General features: G+C 63.3%; 12 protein-coding genes. 3 read left to right on the top strand and 9 right to left on the bottom strand.

Going from position 1 to position 16204, the window contains the following annotated elements; genetic code table 11:
* Positions 1-3: 3 nt before the first annotated feature.
* From glcE to tldD, 5 genes are all read right to left on the bottom strand, one after another.
* Positions 4-1110, bottom strand: a complete 1107-nt coding sequence (gene glcE / locus ELS24_RS08725; RefSeq protein WP_127183858.1) for a glycolate oxidase subunit GlcE — start codon at positions 1108-1110, stop codon at positions 4-6.
* 11 nt (positions 1111-1121) lie between these two features.
* On the bottom strand, positions 1122-2621 hold the full coding sequence (locus ELS24_RS08720) for an FAD-linked oxidase C-terminal domain-containing protein (protein ID WP_100857076.1): 1500 nt from the start codon (positions 2619-2621) through the stop codon (positions 1122-1124).
* A 162-nt stretch (positions 2622-2783) separates the two neighbouring features.
* Complete coding sequence (locus ELS24_RS08715; protein ID WP_050445977.1) at positions 2784-4193, bottom strand: FAD-binding oxidoreductase; 1410 nt, start codon at positions 4191-4193, stop codon at positions 2784-2786.
* Positions 4194-4332: 139 nt separating this feature from the next.
* Complete coding sequence (gene aroG / locus ELS24_RS08710; RefSeq protein WP_050445978.1) at positions 4333-5406, bottom strand: 3-deoxy-7-phosphoheptulonate synthase AroG; 1074 nt, start codon at positions 5404-5406, stop codon at positions 4333-4335.
* 278 nt (positions 5407-5684) lie between these two features.
* Positions 5685-7145 (bottom strand): metalloprotease TldD, encoded by a 1461-nt coding sequence (gene tldD / locus ELS24_RS08705; protein WP_050445979.1) that lies wholly within the window; start codon positions 7143-7145, stop codon positions 5685-5687.
* An 816-nt stretch (positions 7146-7961) separates the two neighbouring features.
* On the opposite strand from tldD, the gene ELS24_RS08700 reads away from it, so the two are divergent.
* Positions 7962-8345 (top strand): H-NS family nucleoid-associated regulatory protein, encoded by a 384-nt coding sequence (locus tag ELS24_RS08700; RefSeq protein WP_050445980.1) that lies wholly within the window; start codon positions 7962-7964, stop codon positions 8343-8345.
* Between the two features lie 87 nt (positions 8346-8432).
* Here the strand turns inward: ELS24_RS08700 and ELS24_RS08695 are convergent, their stop codons facing one another.
* Positions 8433-9080, bottom strand: coding sequence for a DUF4136 domain-containing protein (locus ELS24_RS08695; RefSeq protein ID WP_050445982.1), 648 nt, complete (start codon positions 9078-9080; stop codon positions 8433-8435).
* Between the two features lie 150 nt (positions 9081-9230).
* Here ELS24_RS08695 and pepN point away from each other — a divergent pair, with 150 nt between their 5' ends.
* Complete coding sequence (gene pepN / locus ELS24_RS08690; RefSeq protein WP_127183857.1) at positions 9231-11936, top strand: aminopeptidase N; 2706 nt, start codon at positions 9231-9233, stop codon at positions 11934-11936.
* 10 nt (positions 11937-11946) lie between these two features.
* Complete coding sequence (locus ELS24_RS08685; RefSeq protein ID WP_050445985.1) at positions 11947-12972, top strand: class 1 fructose-bisphosphatase; 1026 nt, start codon at positions 11947-11949, stop codon at positions 12970-12972.
* A gap of 80 nt (positions 12973-13052) precedes the next feature.
* On the opposite strand, the gene ELS24_RS08680 is transcribed toward ELS24_RS08685, so the two are convergent.
* The 3 genes from ELS24_RS08680 to ELS24_RS08670 form a co-directional block, all read right to left on the bottom strand.
* The gene (locus ELS24_RS08680; RefSeq protein ID WP_050445986.1) at positions 13053-13274 is read right to left on the bottom strand and encodes a YgdI/YgdR family lipoprotein; all 222 of its coding nucleotides are present in this window, start codon (positions 13272-13274) and stop codon (positions 13053-13055) included.
* Positions 13275-13457: 183 nt separating this feature from the next.
* Positions 13458-14867, bottom strand: coding sequence for a threonine synthase (gene thrC / locus ELS24_RS08675; protein WP_127183856.1), 1410 nt, complete (start codon positions 14865-14867; stop codon positions 13458-13460).
* Positions 14864-16168, bottom strand: a complete 1305-nt coding sequence (locus ELS24_RS08670; protein WP_127186281.1) for a homoserine dehydrogenase — start codon at positions 16166-16168, stop codon at positions 14864-14866. The genes thrC and ELS24_RS08670 overlap by 4 nt, the downstream gene beginning before the upstream one ends.
* Positions 16169-16204 lie beyond the last annotated feature (36 nt).

The following is a 16204-nucleotide window of genomic DNA, read 5'->3' as shown; positions in this document are numbered from 1 at the left end:
GCGCTATAGCTCCAGAACCAGGCGGCCAGGGTTGAACAGGCTGGACGGGTCAAGCTCCTGCTTGAGCCGGCGGGTAATCGCCGCGACGCCAGGCGCCAGGGGATGGAAGACACCGTCAGCCGGCGGCTTGGTATTGCCAAGACGGAACAAGGTGGCGTGCCCGCCCATCCGCGCGGCGGTCTCGCGCAGCGTGGCCGCGTCGTGCTGGCCGGACAGCCAACGCTGCCCGCCGCCCCATTCAATCAGGGTCTGGCCCAGACCCAGCACGGCGGCGGTGGGCGGCAAGGCAAGACGCCACAAGGGGCGGTCCGGCTGAAAAAATTCATGGGTCTGCTCGCGCAGGGACTGCCACCACGCATCGGCCGCATCGGGCGCCAGCGGGTCTCCCCCCACGACCCGCCGTGCGCTGGCGATTGCCGGCGGGGCGCCCGACAGGCGCACGTGCATGCTGCCTTCGGCGTTGTCATCACCGCCCGTCCAACTGGTGGCGGAAATCGGCAAGGGCTTGCCACGCCATAACGCAAAGCTGGCCAAGGCCTGCGCCTGCGTGGCGGGCAGCACCAGCGTCAGCTCTTCCATGGGGCGGGGCACCACCTTCAACGACACATCCAGAATGGCGCCGAAGATGCCGTGCGATCCGGCCAACAGGCGCGACACATCGTAGCCCGCAACGTTCTTCATGACTTCACCGCCGAACGACAGCATCCGCCCTTCTGAATCCAGCAGCCGCGTGCCGAGTACAAAATCACGCAGCGCGCCAGCGCTCATACGGCGCGGGCCCGACAGGCCCGATGCCACGCACCCGCCCACCGTCGCGGCTTGGGCGAAGTGCGGCGGTTCAAAGGCCAGCATCTGTCCGTTCTCGGCCAGCGTCGCTTCCAGTTCAGCCAAGGGCGTGCCCGCGCGCACGGTCACCACCAACTCGGACGGGTGGTAGCTGACGATGCCGCGATACGGTGTCATATCCAACAGGCAGTGGCCGTCTTGCGGCGTGACCGGGCGGTAGTTGCCGTAGAACGCCTTGCTGCCGCCGCCCATCACAAACAGCGGTTTGTGGCCGGCACGGGCCGTCATGACCTGGTCGCACAATTCCGACAGGACAAAATCCATAGGGATACGTCCTAGAAACGAGCGAGATCGGGGAACCGCAACTCACCCGCATGGACGTGCATCTTGCCGTATTCGGCGCAGCGGGCCAGCGTGGGAATGACTTTTTCAGGATTCAGCAGGCACGGCGGGTCGAACGCCCGCTTGACCGCCAGGAACGCGTCGAGTTCTTCGCGAGAGAATTGCACGCACATTTGATTTATTTTCTCCATACCCACACCGTGCTCTCCGGTCACGGTGCCTCCTACCTGCACGCACAGCTCAAGAATGGCCGCGCCGAATTTCTCGGCACGCTCCACCTCGTCCGGCTTGTTCGAATCAAACAGAATCAGCGGGTGCAGATTGCCGTCGCCCGCATGGAACACGTTGGCGCAGCGCAGGCCGAATTCGTCTTCCATCTGCTCGATGGCGCCCAGCACGCGCGCCAGGTGGCGCCGCGGAATCGTGCCATCCATGCAGTAGTAATCGGGCGACACCCGGCCTGCCGCCGGAAACGCGTTCTTGCGGCCCGCCCAGAATTTCAGGCGCTCGGCTTCCGATGTGGACACCTGGCAGCGTGTGGCGCCCGCATCGCGGAATACCGCTTCCATCCGCGCAATCTCGTGCGCCACTTCGTCGGGTGTGCCGTCAGACTCGCACAACAGAATGGCTTGCGCGTCCATGTCGTAGCCCGCGCGCACGAAAGGTTCCACCATGTGCGTGGCGCGGCGGTCCATCATTTCCAGGCCGGCGGGAATCATGCCCGCCGCGATCACCTGCGTGACGGCATTGCCCGCCGCCTCGACGCTGGAAAAACTGGCCATGACGACCTGCGCGCAAGCAGGCTTGGGAATCAGTTTCACCGTCACTTCGGTGACCACGCCCAACATGCCTTCGGAGCCGATGAAGACCGACAGCAGGTCCAGGCCCGGGGCATCGGGCGCTTCGGAACCCAGTTCTACGATGTCGCCGTCAATCGTGACGACCCGCACGCGCAGCACGTTGTGCACGGTCAGGCCGTACTTCAGGCAGTGCACGCCGCCGGAGTTTTCAGCCACATTGCCGCCGATGGAACAGGCGATCTGGCTGGATGGGTCTGGCGCGTAATACAAGCCGTAAGGGGCCGCCGCTTCGGATATGGCCAGGTTGCGCACGCCGGGCTGCACAACCGCCGTGGCGCTCGCCAGATCGATATGCTTGATGCGGTTGAATTTGGACAGCCCCAGCAACACGCCCTGGCTGTGCGGCATGGCGCCGCCCGACAAACCGGTGCCCGCGCCACGCGCCACCACCGGCGCGTTCAAGCGTTTGCAGATCCGCATGACGGCTTGCACGTGTTCTTCGGTTTCAGGCAGTGCAACAACGGCGGGCAGCGCGCGATACAACGACAGGCCGTCACATTCGTAGGGGCGAGTATCTTCTTCGCGGAACAATACGCAGTGCGCGGGCAACGCGGCCGACAACGCCTCGATGAGCTGCTGCAACGAATAAGGCGCCTGCACTTGTGCCAGGCCGGTTTCGACCAGTGAATTCATGAGCGCAACAATAGCGCGAGCGCACTATGAAAACAGGCCGGGATTTACCCGCATCCATGAGATTACCGACGCGCACGATACGTAACCAGCAGTAATGGCGCGCGCATCAGACGCAAAAAAGCCGACGGCGAAGCGTCGGCTTTTCAGGATGCGCGGGGCGTTTTACCAGGACACGATCTTGCCCGGGTTCAAGATGTTGTTCGGGTCAAACGCATGCTTCAGGCTGCGCATCAGTTCAAGCGCATCGTCGCCATGTTCTTCCGCCATGAACTGCATTTTGTGCAGGCCCACGCCGTGCTCGCCCGTGCAAGTGCCGTCGGCGGCGATCGCGCGGCGCACCAGGTTGTGGTTGATCGTTTCCGACTCTTCCCATTCCTTCGGATTGTCGGCGTCCAACAACATCAGCACATGGAAATTGCCGTCGCCAACGTGGCCGACGATGGTGTACGGAAAGCTGGCGCGCTCCAACTCTTCAACGGTATCGCGCACGCAATCAGCCAAGCGCGAGATCGGCACGCAGACGTCGGTGGTGCTGGCGCGGCAGCCGGGCCGCAGTTGCAGGCCGGCGAAGTAGGCGTTGTGGCGCGCCGTCCACAGGCGACTGCGATCTTCGGGGCGTTCGGCCCATTCAAAGTCCATGCCGCCATGTTCGGCGGTAATGGCTTGCACCGTTTCGGCTTGTTCCTGCACGCCGGCCGGGCTGCCATGAAATTCGAACACCAGCAGCGGCGTTTCGCGCAGGGTCAGCTTGCTGTACTGGTTCACCGACCGCACGCTGGCGGCATCCATGAATTCCACGCGCGCGATCGGCACGCCCATCTGGATGATCTCGATGACGCTTTGCACGGCGTCGTCCAGCGTGGGGAAGTTGCAGACCGCGGCCGATACGGCTTCAGGCTGCGGATACAGGCGCACGGTGACTTCGGTGATGATGCCCAGCGTGCCTTCGCTGCCCACGAAGATGCGCGTCAGATCGTAGCCAGCGGATGATTTGCGCGCGCGGCCCGCCGTGCGGATGATGCGACCGTCGGCCGTCACCACGGTCAGCGACATGACGTTTTCGCGCATGGTGCCGTAGCGCACGGCATTGGTGCCCGACGCGCGCGTGGCGGCCATGCCGCCCAGGCTGGCGTCGGCGCCCGGATCAATCGGGAAAAACAAACCGGTGCTGCGAATTTCTTCATTGAGCTGCTTGCGCAGCACGCCGGCCTGCACCGTGGCGGTCAGGTCTTCGGCGTTGATGGCCAACACCTTGTTCATCTGGGACAGATCAAGGCTGATGCCGCCCTGGATCGCCAGGATATGGCCTTCCAGCGACGAGCCGGCGCCATAGGGAATCAAGGGAACGTGATGCTCATTGCACAGCTTGGCAACCGCGGCCACGTCTTCCGTGCTGTGCGCGAAGACCACGGCGTCAGGCAGCATGGCGGGGTACGGCGATTCGTCGCGGCCGTGATGTTCACGGACGGCGGCGGACTCGGACAGGCGGTCGCCAAAGCGCGCGCGCAAGGCATCCAGACAGGCGGCGGGCACCGGACGGCGCAACGTTTCAGCGTGCAAGGGAGCGTTCATGATCAGCGTGTTCTCGGGGAGTCGCAGGGGTTTGCGAGGGTTCGCGGGATCTGCGGGGTTCGTCAACCCGAATATTCTACGCCGCTGCGCATGCTGCACCGCAAACCGCCCCAGGAAGACGGTTCGCGGCGCGTCACGCTTACTTGCCCGACGTCAGCGCAACGCGGCGGCGCTCGCGCACGGCTTGCGCCAGGCGCTCCAGCACGGCAACCGAGGCATCCCAATCGATGCAGCCATCGGTAATGCTCTGGCCGTAGACCAGGGGCTTGCCGGGCACCATGTCCTGGCGGCCGCCCAACAGGTGGCTTTCCACCATGACGCCGACCAGCCGGGCGTCGCCCGCTTCCATCTGGCGCGCCACGTCGTCGATCACGCGGGGCTGGTTTTCGGGGTCTTTGCTGCTGTTGGCGTGGCTGGCGTCGACCATGATGCGTTGCGCCAGGCCGGCCTTGGACACGTCGTGGCACGCTGCGTCCACGCTGGCCGCGTCGTAGTTCGGCGTCTTGCCGCCGCGCAGGATGACGTGGCAGTCTTCGTTGCCCGCCGTCGACACAATGGCGGAATGCCCGCCCTTGGTCACCGACAGGAAATGGTGCGGCTGCGACGCGGCCTTGATGGCGTCAACCGCGATCTTCACATTGCCGTCCGTGCCGTTCTTGAACCCCACCGGACACGACAGACCCGACGCCAGTTCGCGGTGCACCTGGCTTTCCGTCGTGCGCGCCCCGATCGCCCCCCAGGAGACCAGATCCGCGATGTACTGCGGCGTAATCATGTCCAGAAACTCGCAGCCCGCCGGCAAGCCCAGGCTGTTGATGTCCAGCAGCAGTTCGCGGGCCACGCGCACGCCCTTGTTGATGTCGAAGCTGCCGTCCAGGTCCGGATCGTTGATCAGGCCCTTCCAGCCCACCGTGGTGCGCGGCTTTTCGAAATACACGCGCATCACGATTTCAAGGTCGGCGCTCAAGCGGTCACGCACCGGCTTCAAACGCTTCGCATATTCGATTGCGGCACGGGTGTCGTGAATCGAGCACGGCCCGATCACGACAATCATGCGGTCATCCATGCCGTGCAGGATGCGGTGCATGCTCTGGCGGGCGGCGAACACGGTATCGGACGCCTCCTTGGTGCACGCGAACTCGCGCATCACATGCGCGGGCGGATTCAGTTCCTTGATTTCTCGGATGCGAAGGTCGTCGGTATTGTGTGACACGGTACTGCTCCTGGGTTGCCCGCCAACGGGTCCAAATCCGATCGGTCTGTTCCGATCCCGGCGGCACAAAAAAAGCCGCCAGTTCGCTGGCGGCTTTTTTGGGGGGATTCTTTCCAAACTTCAGATTGAGCGCGTCCCTTCCTCCGCCAGCGGCTTCAGAAACTTATAAAAATAAAAGTAAAAGGCGGGGGACGCGAATTTCATGGGAAACGACTCTAGCACAATTTTTTTGGGCCGTCACATCGTTTTTAATCGTATGTGGCGGCCCCGTTTTGCGATCAGGCAGTGCCGCCCACGGTCAGGCCTTCCATGCGCACGGTTGGCATGCCCACGCCCACCGGCACGCTTTGGCCGTCCTTGCCGCAGGTGCCCACGCCCGAATCCAGTTGCAGGTCGTTGCCGATCATGGTGACGCGGGTCATGGCGTCAGGGCCGTTACCGATCAGCGTGGCGCCCTTGACCGGGTAGGTCACCTTGCCGTCCTCGATCATGTAGGCCTCGGACGCCGAGAACACGAACTTGCCGCTGGTGATGTCAACCTGGCCACCACCGAAATTGACGGCGTACAGGCCGCGCTTGACGGACGACACGATTTCTTCGGCTGGCTTGTCGCCGGCCAGCATGTAGGTGTTGGTCATGCGCGGCATCGGCAGATGCGCGAAGGATTCACGGCGGCCGTTGCCGGTGGCCGCCGTCTTCATCAGGCGCGCGTTCAGCGTGTCTTGCATGTAGCCGCGCAAGATGCCGTCTTCGATCAGCACGTTGCGTTGGGTGGCGTTGCCTTCGTCGTCGATGTTGAGCGAGCCGCGGCGGTCCGGCAAGGTGCCGTCATCCACCACCGTCACGCCCTTGGAGGCGACGCGCTCACCGATGCGGCCCGAAAACACGCTGGAACCCTTGCGGTTGAAGTCGCCTTCCAACCCGTGGCCCACGGCTTCGTGCAGCAAAATGCCCGGCCAACCCGACCCCAGCACCACCGTCATTTCGCCAGCGGGCGCGGGACGCGCTTCCAGGTTCACCATGGCTTCGTGCACGGCGCGTTCCACGTAACCTTGCAGCATTTCGTCGGTGAAGTACGCCAGCCCCAGGCGTCCGCCGCCCCCGGCATGGCCCATTTCGCGGCGGCCGTTGCGCTCGGCGATCACGGTCAGCGACAGGCGCACCAGCGGGCGCACATCCGCGGCCAGGCGGCCATCGCTGCCCGCCACCAGCACCACGTCGTATTCAGCGCCCAAGCCCGCCATCACCTGAATCACGTGCGGGTCTTGCGCCCGCGCCATGCGCTCGATGCGCTCCAGCAGCGCCACCTTTTCCGGCGCGCTAAGCGTGGCAACGGGATCTATGTCGGCATACAGGCTGCGGCCCATTTCGGCCTCGACCTGCGCGGCCACCTTGACCTTGCCCGCCCCGCGCCGCGCAATGCCGCGCACGGCATGCGCGGAAGACAGCAGCGCGTCGGCGGACAGGGAATCAGAGTAGGCAAAGGCGGTTTTCTCGCCGCTGACGGCGCGCACGCCCACGCCCTGGCTGATCGAGAAGCTGCCGGTCTTCACGATGCCCTCTTCCAGGCTCCAGCCCTCGCTGCGCGTGTACTGGAAGTACAGATCGGCGTAGTCGACCTTGTGGGTGAAGATTTCACCCAATGCGCGAGCCATATCCGCTTCGGTCAGGCCCCAAGGGTCCAGCAGTAGTGATTTGGCGGTGGCAAGGGAAGCAATAGCGGGATCAGTGATTTTCATAGGCTCTATTCAGGGGGCATCGGCGCGACACGAGCGCACGCGCTTTGCATTGATGCGCAAGACCGTATCGTACCGCCGACCGGGGTCCGGCGTCCCGCCCAGGTTCAGATCAAGCGGCGGCGGGGGTGGACATTATTGGCACCCCAATAAGATGGGGACGCAAGAGTGCGTATCAAGTTAAGCAATTACAACCAAATATTGTTCAGCGGCATAACAACTTCGTCGGTTCCGAACGCCACTTTTTTTTTCCGTACGGCGCCCTTGGCCTACAAGGTAAGCGGATAGTCATAGGTCGTCATACAAGCACCGCCAAAAATACAAGGCGCAGCTAAAGGCGTACGCTTTTGCTCCCATATCAATCCGCGAAATCAGCAATGCCAAAATGCATAGCGCGTCTTGCCGGGCGTGGTTTGGAACCCCGAACGACGCCGGATGGCTTGACGAAACAGAGCTTGAGCACGCCGCGTTAAATGGAAGTCGGGCCGCGCGAAAATGCCCCTGACATGACCTGACATACACCTGTATTCGCTCGTCATTTGAAACAACAGCGGCGTGCAACTGGCGTTGTCAGGCGGTTTCGACCGCCCTGCGGACCAACGCGACGTTTGTTTCAAATCGTCCCAAATTCGGGAATATCCTTCCCAAATCTTGCACCAGACCTCCAACCGCATACTCGCGGGCTATGCGGCCCTTTTGATACAAAGTAATTAGGCCGAAAATAGAGAAGTCAAGCCGTAACTTATGTATTATGCGAAGCACAACAATTAAACATAACTTCGCCGGCGATTAAAGCAGTTCCATAATCAGGAATAAACCATGGCCCGAGAAACATACGCAGCACTGCAAGCAAAGATCGAGAAGGAAATCAACAAGCTTCAAAAGAAGGCGGAAGTCCTTCAAACGAAGCGTCGCAAGCCCGTGATCAGCTCCATCATCACGTCCATGCGCGAATACGACATTACCCCGGAAGAGATCATCGCGGCTTACGGTTCCGGCAAGCCCGCACGCGTGGCCCCGGGCGGCCGACGCAAGGTTGGCGCGGCTGCCCGCCCCGCTACCGCCCCCAAGCGCGCCGTTGCGCCCAAGTATCGCCATCCCCAAACTGGCGAAACCTGGAGCGGTCGTGGTAAAGCACCGCGCTGGCTCGCAGCCGAAGAAGCTTCCGGCGCCACCCGCGAGAGTTTTCTTATCAAAGAATAAAACCTATTCCGTAGTAAGAAATAAATCGGCGCACCACATTGGTGCGCCGATTTATTTTTCAAACTTGCCTGGGAATCGACCCCGCGCCTACCTCAACGGGAACTCGATTTCACGTTCGGCCCCATTATTTCCGGGGAAATTGTCGAATATCGCGCGCACCAGATACGGCATTGTGCGCATGAAATCATCACCCTGACTGAGTATGAAGGCGGTGGATCGGTATACCTCGGCGCCCCCCCGCTGGGTATCGCGGATCTTCAGGCTGAGCGTGTTGCGTTGCACCGCCATGGGCACGTCCACCCACTCCGGCCCCCAGTAGCCAAAGCCTGGCCCCCATGGGCGCGGCCCATAAAATCCGCTATAGCCGCCATAGCCATAACCACCATAGAAGTAGGGATCGTAGGCCCGGCGCACCATGATCTGCGTCTGGTTCGTGCCATAAGTGAAAGACACATCGAAACGCCCCTTGGCGCCCGGTTGCGCTTCAACCAGGCCGGTTGCGCCAATGCCCGCGCGCACCATGTCCTGATAAGACTGGTATTCCAGATTATTGATCTGGTTGGGGTCCGCGGCCACAAACTGATAAGTCTGTCCTTCGACGCCAGCGGGCCATTGCTGGAATGACGTGACACGCGCCGACACGGAAGGGGCGGCGCAACCCGTCAACATCAGCGCCCCGGCCAAAGCCAATAATCCAGCCCAACGGCCTGCACTGAACAATGACATTTGGAACATTTTTGCGACTCCTGTTGCGCACGACGGCGCCATCATACTGAGCTTTGACTATGGCCACCCTAAAAAGTTTGCCGTAGCCCGCAAGCCCCAGACGGCGCATCGCGCCCAGCTACTACAATAGACCCCTCGTTCAACCAGGACTGCAACTCCATGCGCACCGACACGCCCATTACCGTTTATCGCAAGGATTACCAGCCCTACCCCTACGACATTCCCGAAGTCGCTTTGGCCTTCGATCTGGCGCCCGACGCCACCGAGGTGCACTGCACGATGCGCGTGCAACGCAAGCCCGGCGTCAGCGCCGACGCGGCCTTGATCCTGGACGGAGAAGACCTGGAACTCGTGTCGGTAGGCGTCAACGGAACCGCGCTGGCGGCCGACAGCTATCACTTGTCCGAGCAGCACCTGGCCATTTACGGGCTGCCCGCCGACGCCAGCGTCGAGATCGTCAGCCGCTGCAAGCCGTCCGCCAATTCCACGCTGATGGGCCTGTATGTCTCGGGCGGCAATTTCTTCACGCAATGCGAAGCCGAGGGTTTTCGCCGCATCACCTGGTTTGCCGACCGTCCGGACGTGATGTCGCGCTATCGCGTCACGCTGCGCGCCCAGCCCCAATACCCGGTATTGCTGTCCAACGGCAACCTCATGGCATCACGCCAGTTGCCTGACGGCCGCAACGAAGTTGAATGGGAAGACCCGTTCCCCAAGCCCTGCTATCTGTTCGCCTTGGTGGCTGGCAACCTGACGCACCGTGAAACCACCGTCAAGACGGCCAGTGGCCGCGACGTGCTGCTTCAGGTCTATAGCGACCCGGGTTCCGAGACCAAGACCGAATGGGCCTTGGATTCATTGGTGCGCGCGCTGCGCTGGGACGAAACCCGCTTCGGCCTGGAACTGGATCTGGACCGCTTCATGATCGTCGCCGTCCATGACTTCAATATGGGCGCGATGGAAAACAAAGGCTTGAACATCTTCAACGCCGCCTACGTATTGGCCGACGCCGACAGCGCCACGGATGCCAATTACGAGGGCATCGAATCCGTGATCGGCCACGAATACTTCCACAACTGGACCGGCAACCGCGTCACCTGCCGCGACTGGTTCCAATTGAGTCTGAAGGAAGGCCTGACGGTTTTCCGCGACCAGGAATTCAGCGCCGACATGATGGCGCACGACATGGATGCCGCCGCGGCGGCCAGCGCGCGCGCGGTCAAGCGCATCGACGACGTGGTGGCGCTGCGCGCCGCCCAGTTCCCCGAAGACGCCGGCCCCATGGCCCACCCCATCCGCCCGGAAAGCTACCAGGAGATCGGCAACTTCTACACGGCGACCGTGTATGAAAAAGGCGCCGAAGTCATCCGCATGCAGCACACGCTGCTGGGCGAGGAAGGCTTTCGCGCCGGCATGGACGAATACTTCCGCCGCCACGACGGCCAAGCCGTTACCTGCGACGACTTCGTTGACGCCATGGAGTCGGTCTATGTCCGCCAGCACCCGGGCCGCGACCTTTCCGTGTTCCGCCGCTGGTATCGCCAGGCCGGCACGCCGCGCGTTGCCGTCAAGCTGGAACATGACCCCGCCACGCGCCGCTGCACGGTCACGTTGACCCAGCAATGCCTGCCCGTGGGCGTCGAGAAGAAAGCTGGCCCCGACTACGTCAAGGCGCCCTACCACATCCCGTTTGCAATCGGGCTGCTGGATCAGGCCGGCCACGCCCTGCCGCTGCGTCACGACGGCGCCACCCGCGACACCGCGTTGCTGGAGCTGACGACACCCAGCCAGCAGTGGGTGTTCGAAGACATCGACGAGCGCCCCGTGCCCTCGTTGCTGCGCGATTTCTCGGCTCCGGTCATCGTCGACTATGACTGGACCGACGAAGAGCTGGCGCTGCTGTCCGCGCACGACACCAACCCCTTCGCCCGCTGGGAAGCCGGCCAGGAATTGGCCACGCGCCAGATTCTTGCCCTGGCCGAAGCCCGCCAGGCGGGTCGCACCCTGCACGCCGAAGCGGCTTTCATCAACGCCTGGCGGGCGCTGCTGACCGACCCGGCCATCGACGCCGCCTACCGCGCCCGCGCGTTGGCTCTGCCGTCCGAAAAAACGCTGGCCGAGCGCATGCACGCGGTGGACCCGCCCGCATTGGCCGTGGCCCGCGATTTCCTGCGCGCCGAACTTGGTCGCCAACTGGCTGCCGAATTCCGCCAGGCTGTCGAACAGAACCAGACGCCGGGCGAATACAGCCCCGCTCCGGTGCCCGCCGGCAAGCGCGCGCTGAAGAACCTGGCGCTCGGCCACCTGCTGGCCGCAGGCGAACATGATGCCCAACGCCTGGCCGAACAGCAGTACGAACGCGCCGGCAACATGACCGACAGCATGGCCGCGCTGTCCGCCCTGATCAACTACGGCCAGGGCGACTTCCCGCAGGAAGCGCTGGCGGCGTTCTACGACAAGTGGCGCGACAACCCACTGGTGGTCGACAAGTGGTTCGCCTTGCAGGCCGCGGCGCGCTCGACCACGGTGCAAACCGCGCGTGAACTCATGACGCACCCCGCCTTCACGCTGCGCAACCCCAACCGCGCCCGCGCGCTGATTTTCCAGTTCTGCCTGAACAACGCGCGCGGCATGCACCACCCGGACGGCTCGGGCTATGCGTTCTGGGCCGAACAGGTATTGGCGCTGGACGCATTGAATCCCGAAATCGCGGCCCGGCTGGCGCGCGCGCTGGATAACTGGTCGCGCTTCGTGCCCGCCCTGCGCGCGCCCATGCAGGCCGCCCTGCAACAGGTGCGCGCCCATGAAGGGCTGTCGCGCAACGTGCAGGAAATCGTATCCAAGGCTTTAGAATTCGCAGCATAGGGAGACCCTTTTGAAACGTAAAACACTGACTCAATACCTGGTGGAGCAACAACGCTCCGCCCAAGCCCTGGCGCCGGAAGTGCGACTGCTGATCGAAGTGGTCGCGCGCGCCTGCAAGGCCATCAGCCATGCGGTCAGCAAGGGCGCCTTGGGCGGCGTCCTGGGCAGCCTGGAAAGCGAAAACGTCCAAGGCGAAGTGCAGAAGAAGCTGGACGTGCTGTCCAACGAGATTCTGCTTGAAGCCAACGAATGGGGCGGCCACCTGGCGGCCATGGCCTCGGAAGAAATGGAAACCATCCATCTGATTCCGAACCGCTACCCCAAGGGCGAATACCTGCTGTTGTTCGATCCCCTGGACGGCTCGTCCAACATCGACGTGAACGTCTCCATCGGCACCATCTTCTCGGTACTGCAGGCCCCGCACAATGTGTCGGGCGCCCCCGTCTGCGAAGAAGATTTCCTGCAGCCGGGCAACAAGCAGGTCGTGGCCGGTTATGCCGTGTACGGCCCGCAGACCATGCTGGTGCTGACCATCGGCAACGGCGTGGTGGGCTTCACGCTGGACCGCGAGATGGGTTCCTGGGTGCTGACGCACGAGAACATCCGCGTGCCCGAAGACACCAAGGAATTCGCCATCAACATGTCGAACATGCGCCACTGGGCTCCGCCCATGAAGCGCTACGTCGACGATTGCCTGGCCGGCGCCACCGGCCCCCTGGGCAAGGACTACAACATGCGCTGGATCGCCTCGATGGTGGCGGACGTGCATCGCATCCTGACCCGCGGCGGCATCTTCATGTACCCCTGGGACGCCCGCGAACCCGGCAAGGCCGGCAAGCTGCGCCTGATGTATGAAGCCAACCCCATGAGCTTCCTGGTTGAACAGGCCGGCGGCGCGTCCATCAACGGCGTCCAACGCATCATGGACATCCAGCCCGACAAGCTGCACCAGCGCGTCAGCGTGATCCTGGGCTCGAAGAACGAAGTCGAGCGCGTGGGCCGCTACCACGCGGAAGAAGCGGCGAAGGCGACGTAAGACGTAAGCCCCGCCAGAAACGCGAAGCCCCTTGACTGCTCAAGGGGCTTCTTTTCATTGCGTCTCTGGCGCAACGGCGGTCACTTGACCTCTTCGATGGACTTCACATCGTCCTTGTTGACTTTGACTTTCTTGCCGTCCTTGTCGTACTCGTACATGCCGGCGTCTTCGTCATAAGACGGAGCATCGGACGTTACGGTCGAGCTTCCGTCCCGTTGCTGAATGACCGAGGGCGACGAGCATCCGGCCAGTACCCCAACTCCGGTCACCACCAGGGCCAACGTCATGGTCTTCAGGTTCATGGGCGTGTTCTCCAAGTGTGAATAGGTGAATTCACTGTATCGGGAACCTGGCCCCAATAAGGTGTCGGGTTGTGGCCAAATTGCGAAAGAACGTAATACCCGCGTCCCACATCGTAAAAAACCCCTTGCGGACAAGCCGGCAAGGGGTTTTTGCACTTACATAAACCGCAAGCGGTTACAGGTTCAGACCTTCGCGTTCGCCTCGATGAAGCCGCGCACATCGGCCAGTGTGCAATCCATGATTTCCACGCGCTGCGGCAGCGATTCCAGATTGGCCAGGTTGCCCGGCGGCGTGGCCGGGCGGCCCAGGGCCTCTTCAATGGTCTCGGAGAACTTGGCCGGCAAGGCCGTTTCCAGCACCAGCATCGGCACGCCCGGTTCGACGAAGTCGCGCGCCACCTTCACGCCGTCCGCCGTGTGCGGATCGACCAGCACGCCGGTCTCGTCGTAGAGTGCGCGGATCGTCGACAAGCGAGCCTCGTGCGAGCTTTGGCCCGACACGAAACCGTAGCGCGATTCGAACTGCGGCTTAAGGTCGGACAAGTCGAACGAGCCGTCTTGCGCCAGCGCCGCCCACAAAGCCTTCACCCGGGCGGCGTCACGGCCCACCAGGTCGAACACGAAGCGTTCGAAGTTGGACGCGCGCGAGATGTCCATGGACGGACTGGACGTGGCGTAAGTCTGCTCGGCCGGACGCGGACGATAAACGCCCGTGCGGAAGAATTCTTCCAGCACGTTGTTCTCGTTCGTGGCCAGCACCAGGCGGCGCACCGGCAAGCCCATGCTGCGCGCGATGTGGCCCGACAAGATGTTGCCGAAGTTGCCCGACGGCACGGCAAACGACACCTGTTGGCCCGGCTTGTCGGTGGCGCGCAACCAGCCGTGAAAGTAATACACCACCTGGGCGGCAATGCGCGCCCAGTTGATCGAGTTGACCGCGCCCAGACGGTACTTGGTCTTGAAGTCCAGGTCGCTGGCCAGGGCCTTGACAATGTCCTGGGCTTCATCGAACACCCCACGCACCGCGATGTTGTGGATGTTCTCGTCTTGCAGCGAATACATCTGCGCGCGCTGGAAGGCGCTCATGCGGCCATGCGGCGACAGCATGAAGACAGCCACGCCCTGCTTGCCGCGCAAGGCGTATTCAGCGGCCGATCCCGTGTCGCCCGACGTGGCGCCCACGATGTTCAGCGTGGTGCCGCGCTTGGCCAGCACGTATTCGAAGACCTGGCCCAGGAACTGCATGGCCATGTCCTTGAACGCCAGCGTCGGGCCTTCCGACAAGCCCAGCAGCGTCAGGCCGCCGTCCAGTGGACGCAGCGGCACGATGTCTTCGCTGTTGAAGATCTCTTGCGTGTAGGCGGCGCGCGTCAGGCGGCGCAGGTCGTCGGCGGGAATGTCGGTGGCGAACAGCGACAGCACTTCGAACGCCAGGTCCGCGTACGACAGGCCGCGCCACGATTCCAGCGTTTGCTCGGACACTTGCGGCAGTTGCTCCGGCACGGCCAGCCCGCCATCGGGCGCCAGGCCTTCCAGCAGGATGTCGGAAAACGGCTGGGCGGCCATGCCGCCACGGGTCGAGACGTATTTCATGTCAGGTTCTCCACGCGCAATCGGGTCACCTTGGAGCGCACGAACGGCATCGACTCGATCTGCTCGATAGCCTGATTGACGTTGCCTTCCACCGCTTCATGCGTCAGGAAAATGATGTCGGCGCCGCCGATGTGCGAGGGCTGCTGGATCATCGAACCAATCGAAATGGAGCGGTCGGCCAGAATACGAGCGATGTCGGCCAGCACACCCGGCTGATCGTCCACGCGCAGGCGCAGGTAGTACGAGGTGCTGACGAGTTCGATCGGCAGGATCGGGGTGTCCGACATGGCGTCTGGCTGGAAGGCCAGGTGCGGCACGCGGTTGCCCGGGTCGGCGGTGTGCAGGCGCGTCACGTCGACCAGGTCGGCCACCACGGCCGAAGCGGTGGGCTCTTCGCCCGCGCCCTGGCCGTAGTACAGCGTGGGGCCGACCGCGTCGCCCTTGACCAGCACGGCGTTCATCGCGCCTTCCACATTGGCCAGCAGGCGCTCGGACGGCACCAGTGCCGGATGCACGCGCAGTTCGATGCCGTCGGGGCGGCGCTTGGTCACGCCCAGCAGCTTGATGCGGTAGCCCAGGCGCTCGGCGTGCTCGATGTCTTCGGCGGCCAGTTGCGAGATGCCTTCGATGTAGGCCCGGTCAAACTGCACCGGCACGCCAAAGGCCAGGGACGCCAGCAGCGTCAGCTTGTGCGCGGCATCCACGCCTTCCACGTCGAAGGTGGGATCGGCTTCGGCGTAGCCCAGGCGCTGGGCTTCGGCCAGCACCTCGGCGAACGGCAGCCCGCGCGAGCGCATTTCGGACAGGATGAAGTTGGTGGTGCCGTTGATGATGCCGGCCACCCACTGGATGCGGTTGGCGGTCAGGCCTTCTCGGATCGCCTTGATGATGGGGATGCCGCCGGCCACCGCGGCCTCGAACGTGACCATGACGCCGCGCTCGTAGGCAGCGGCGAAGATCTCGTTGCCGTGCTTGGCCAGCAGCGCCTTGTTGGCGGTGACGACGTGCTTGCCGTTGACGATGGCTTCCATCACCAATTCCAGCGCCAGCGTGTCGCCGCCGATCAATTCAACGACGATGTCGATTTCAGGGTCGCGCACCAGCGCATGCACATCGGTGTCGACCAGGATCGAGTCGCCCACGCGGGCGCGCGCCTTGGCCACGTCGCGCACGGCGGCGCGCGTGACTTCGATGCGGCGGCCGGCGCGGCGCGCGATTTCTTCCGCGTTGCGCGACAGCACGCTCCATGTGCCGCCGCCAACCACGCCAAGACCAAGCAGGCCCACCTTCATGGGACGCATCGCGCCGCCCTCGGGGCCTTGCGCGACGGGTGAGCG

This window comes from Achromobacter spanius, from assembly GCF_003994415.1.
GTDB classification, from domain to species: Bacteria; Pseudomonadota; Gammaproteobacteria; order Burkholderiales; family Burkholderiaceae_B; genus Achromobacter; species Achromobacter spanius_C.
Note: the sequence above shows the minus strand (reverse complement) of the source record. Positions and strands in the feature narration are given on the sequence as shown.

Coding starts and splice junctions, on each gene's coding strand:
- glcE (WP_127183858.1), bottom strand. CDS start 1,110: ATGGATTTTGTCCTGTCGGAATTGTGCGACCAGGTCATGACGGCCCGT.
- ELS24_RS08715 (WP_050445977.1), bottom strand. CDS start 4,193: ATGAACGCTCCCTTGCACGCTGAAACGTTGCGCCGTCCGGTGCCCGCC.
- tldD (WP_050445979.1), bottom strand. CDS start 7,145: ATGAAAATCACTGATCCCGCTATTGCTTCCCTTGCCACCGCCAAATCA.
- ELS24_RS08680 (WP_050445986.1), bottom strand. CDS start 13,274: ATGAACCTGAAGACCATGACGTTGGCCCTGGTGGTGACCGGAGTTGGG.
- ELS24_RS08700 (WP_050445980.1), top strand. CDS start 7,962: ATGGCCCGAGAAACATACGCAGCACTGCAAGCAAAGATCGAGAAGGAA.
- pepN (WP_127183857.1), top strand. CDS start 9,231: ATGCGCACCGACACGCCCATTACCGTTTATCGCAAGGATTACCAGCCC.
- ELS24_RS08670 (WP_127186281.1), bottom strand. CDS start 16,168: ATGCGTCCCATGAAGGTGGGCCTGCTTGGTCTTGGCGTGGTTGGCGGC.
- ELS24_RS08695 (WP_050445982.1), bottom strand. CDS start 9,080: ATGTTCCAAATGTCATTGTTCAGTGCAGGCCGTTGGGCTGGATTATTG.
- ELS24_RS08720 (WP_100857076.1), bottom strand. CDS start 2,621: ATGAATTCACTGGTCGAAACCGGCCTGGCACAAGTGCAGGCGCCTTAT.
- thrC (WP_127183856.1), bottom strand. CDS start 14,867: ATGAAATACGTCTCGACCCGTGGCGGCATGGCCGCCCAGCCGTTTTCC.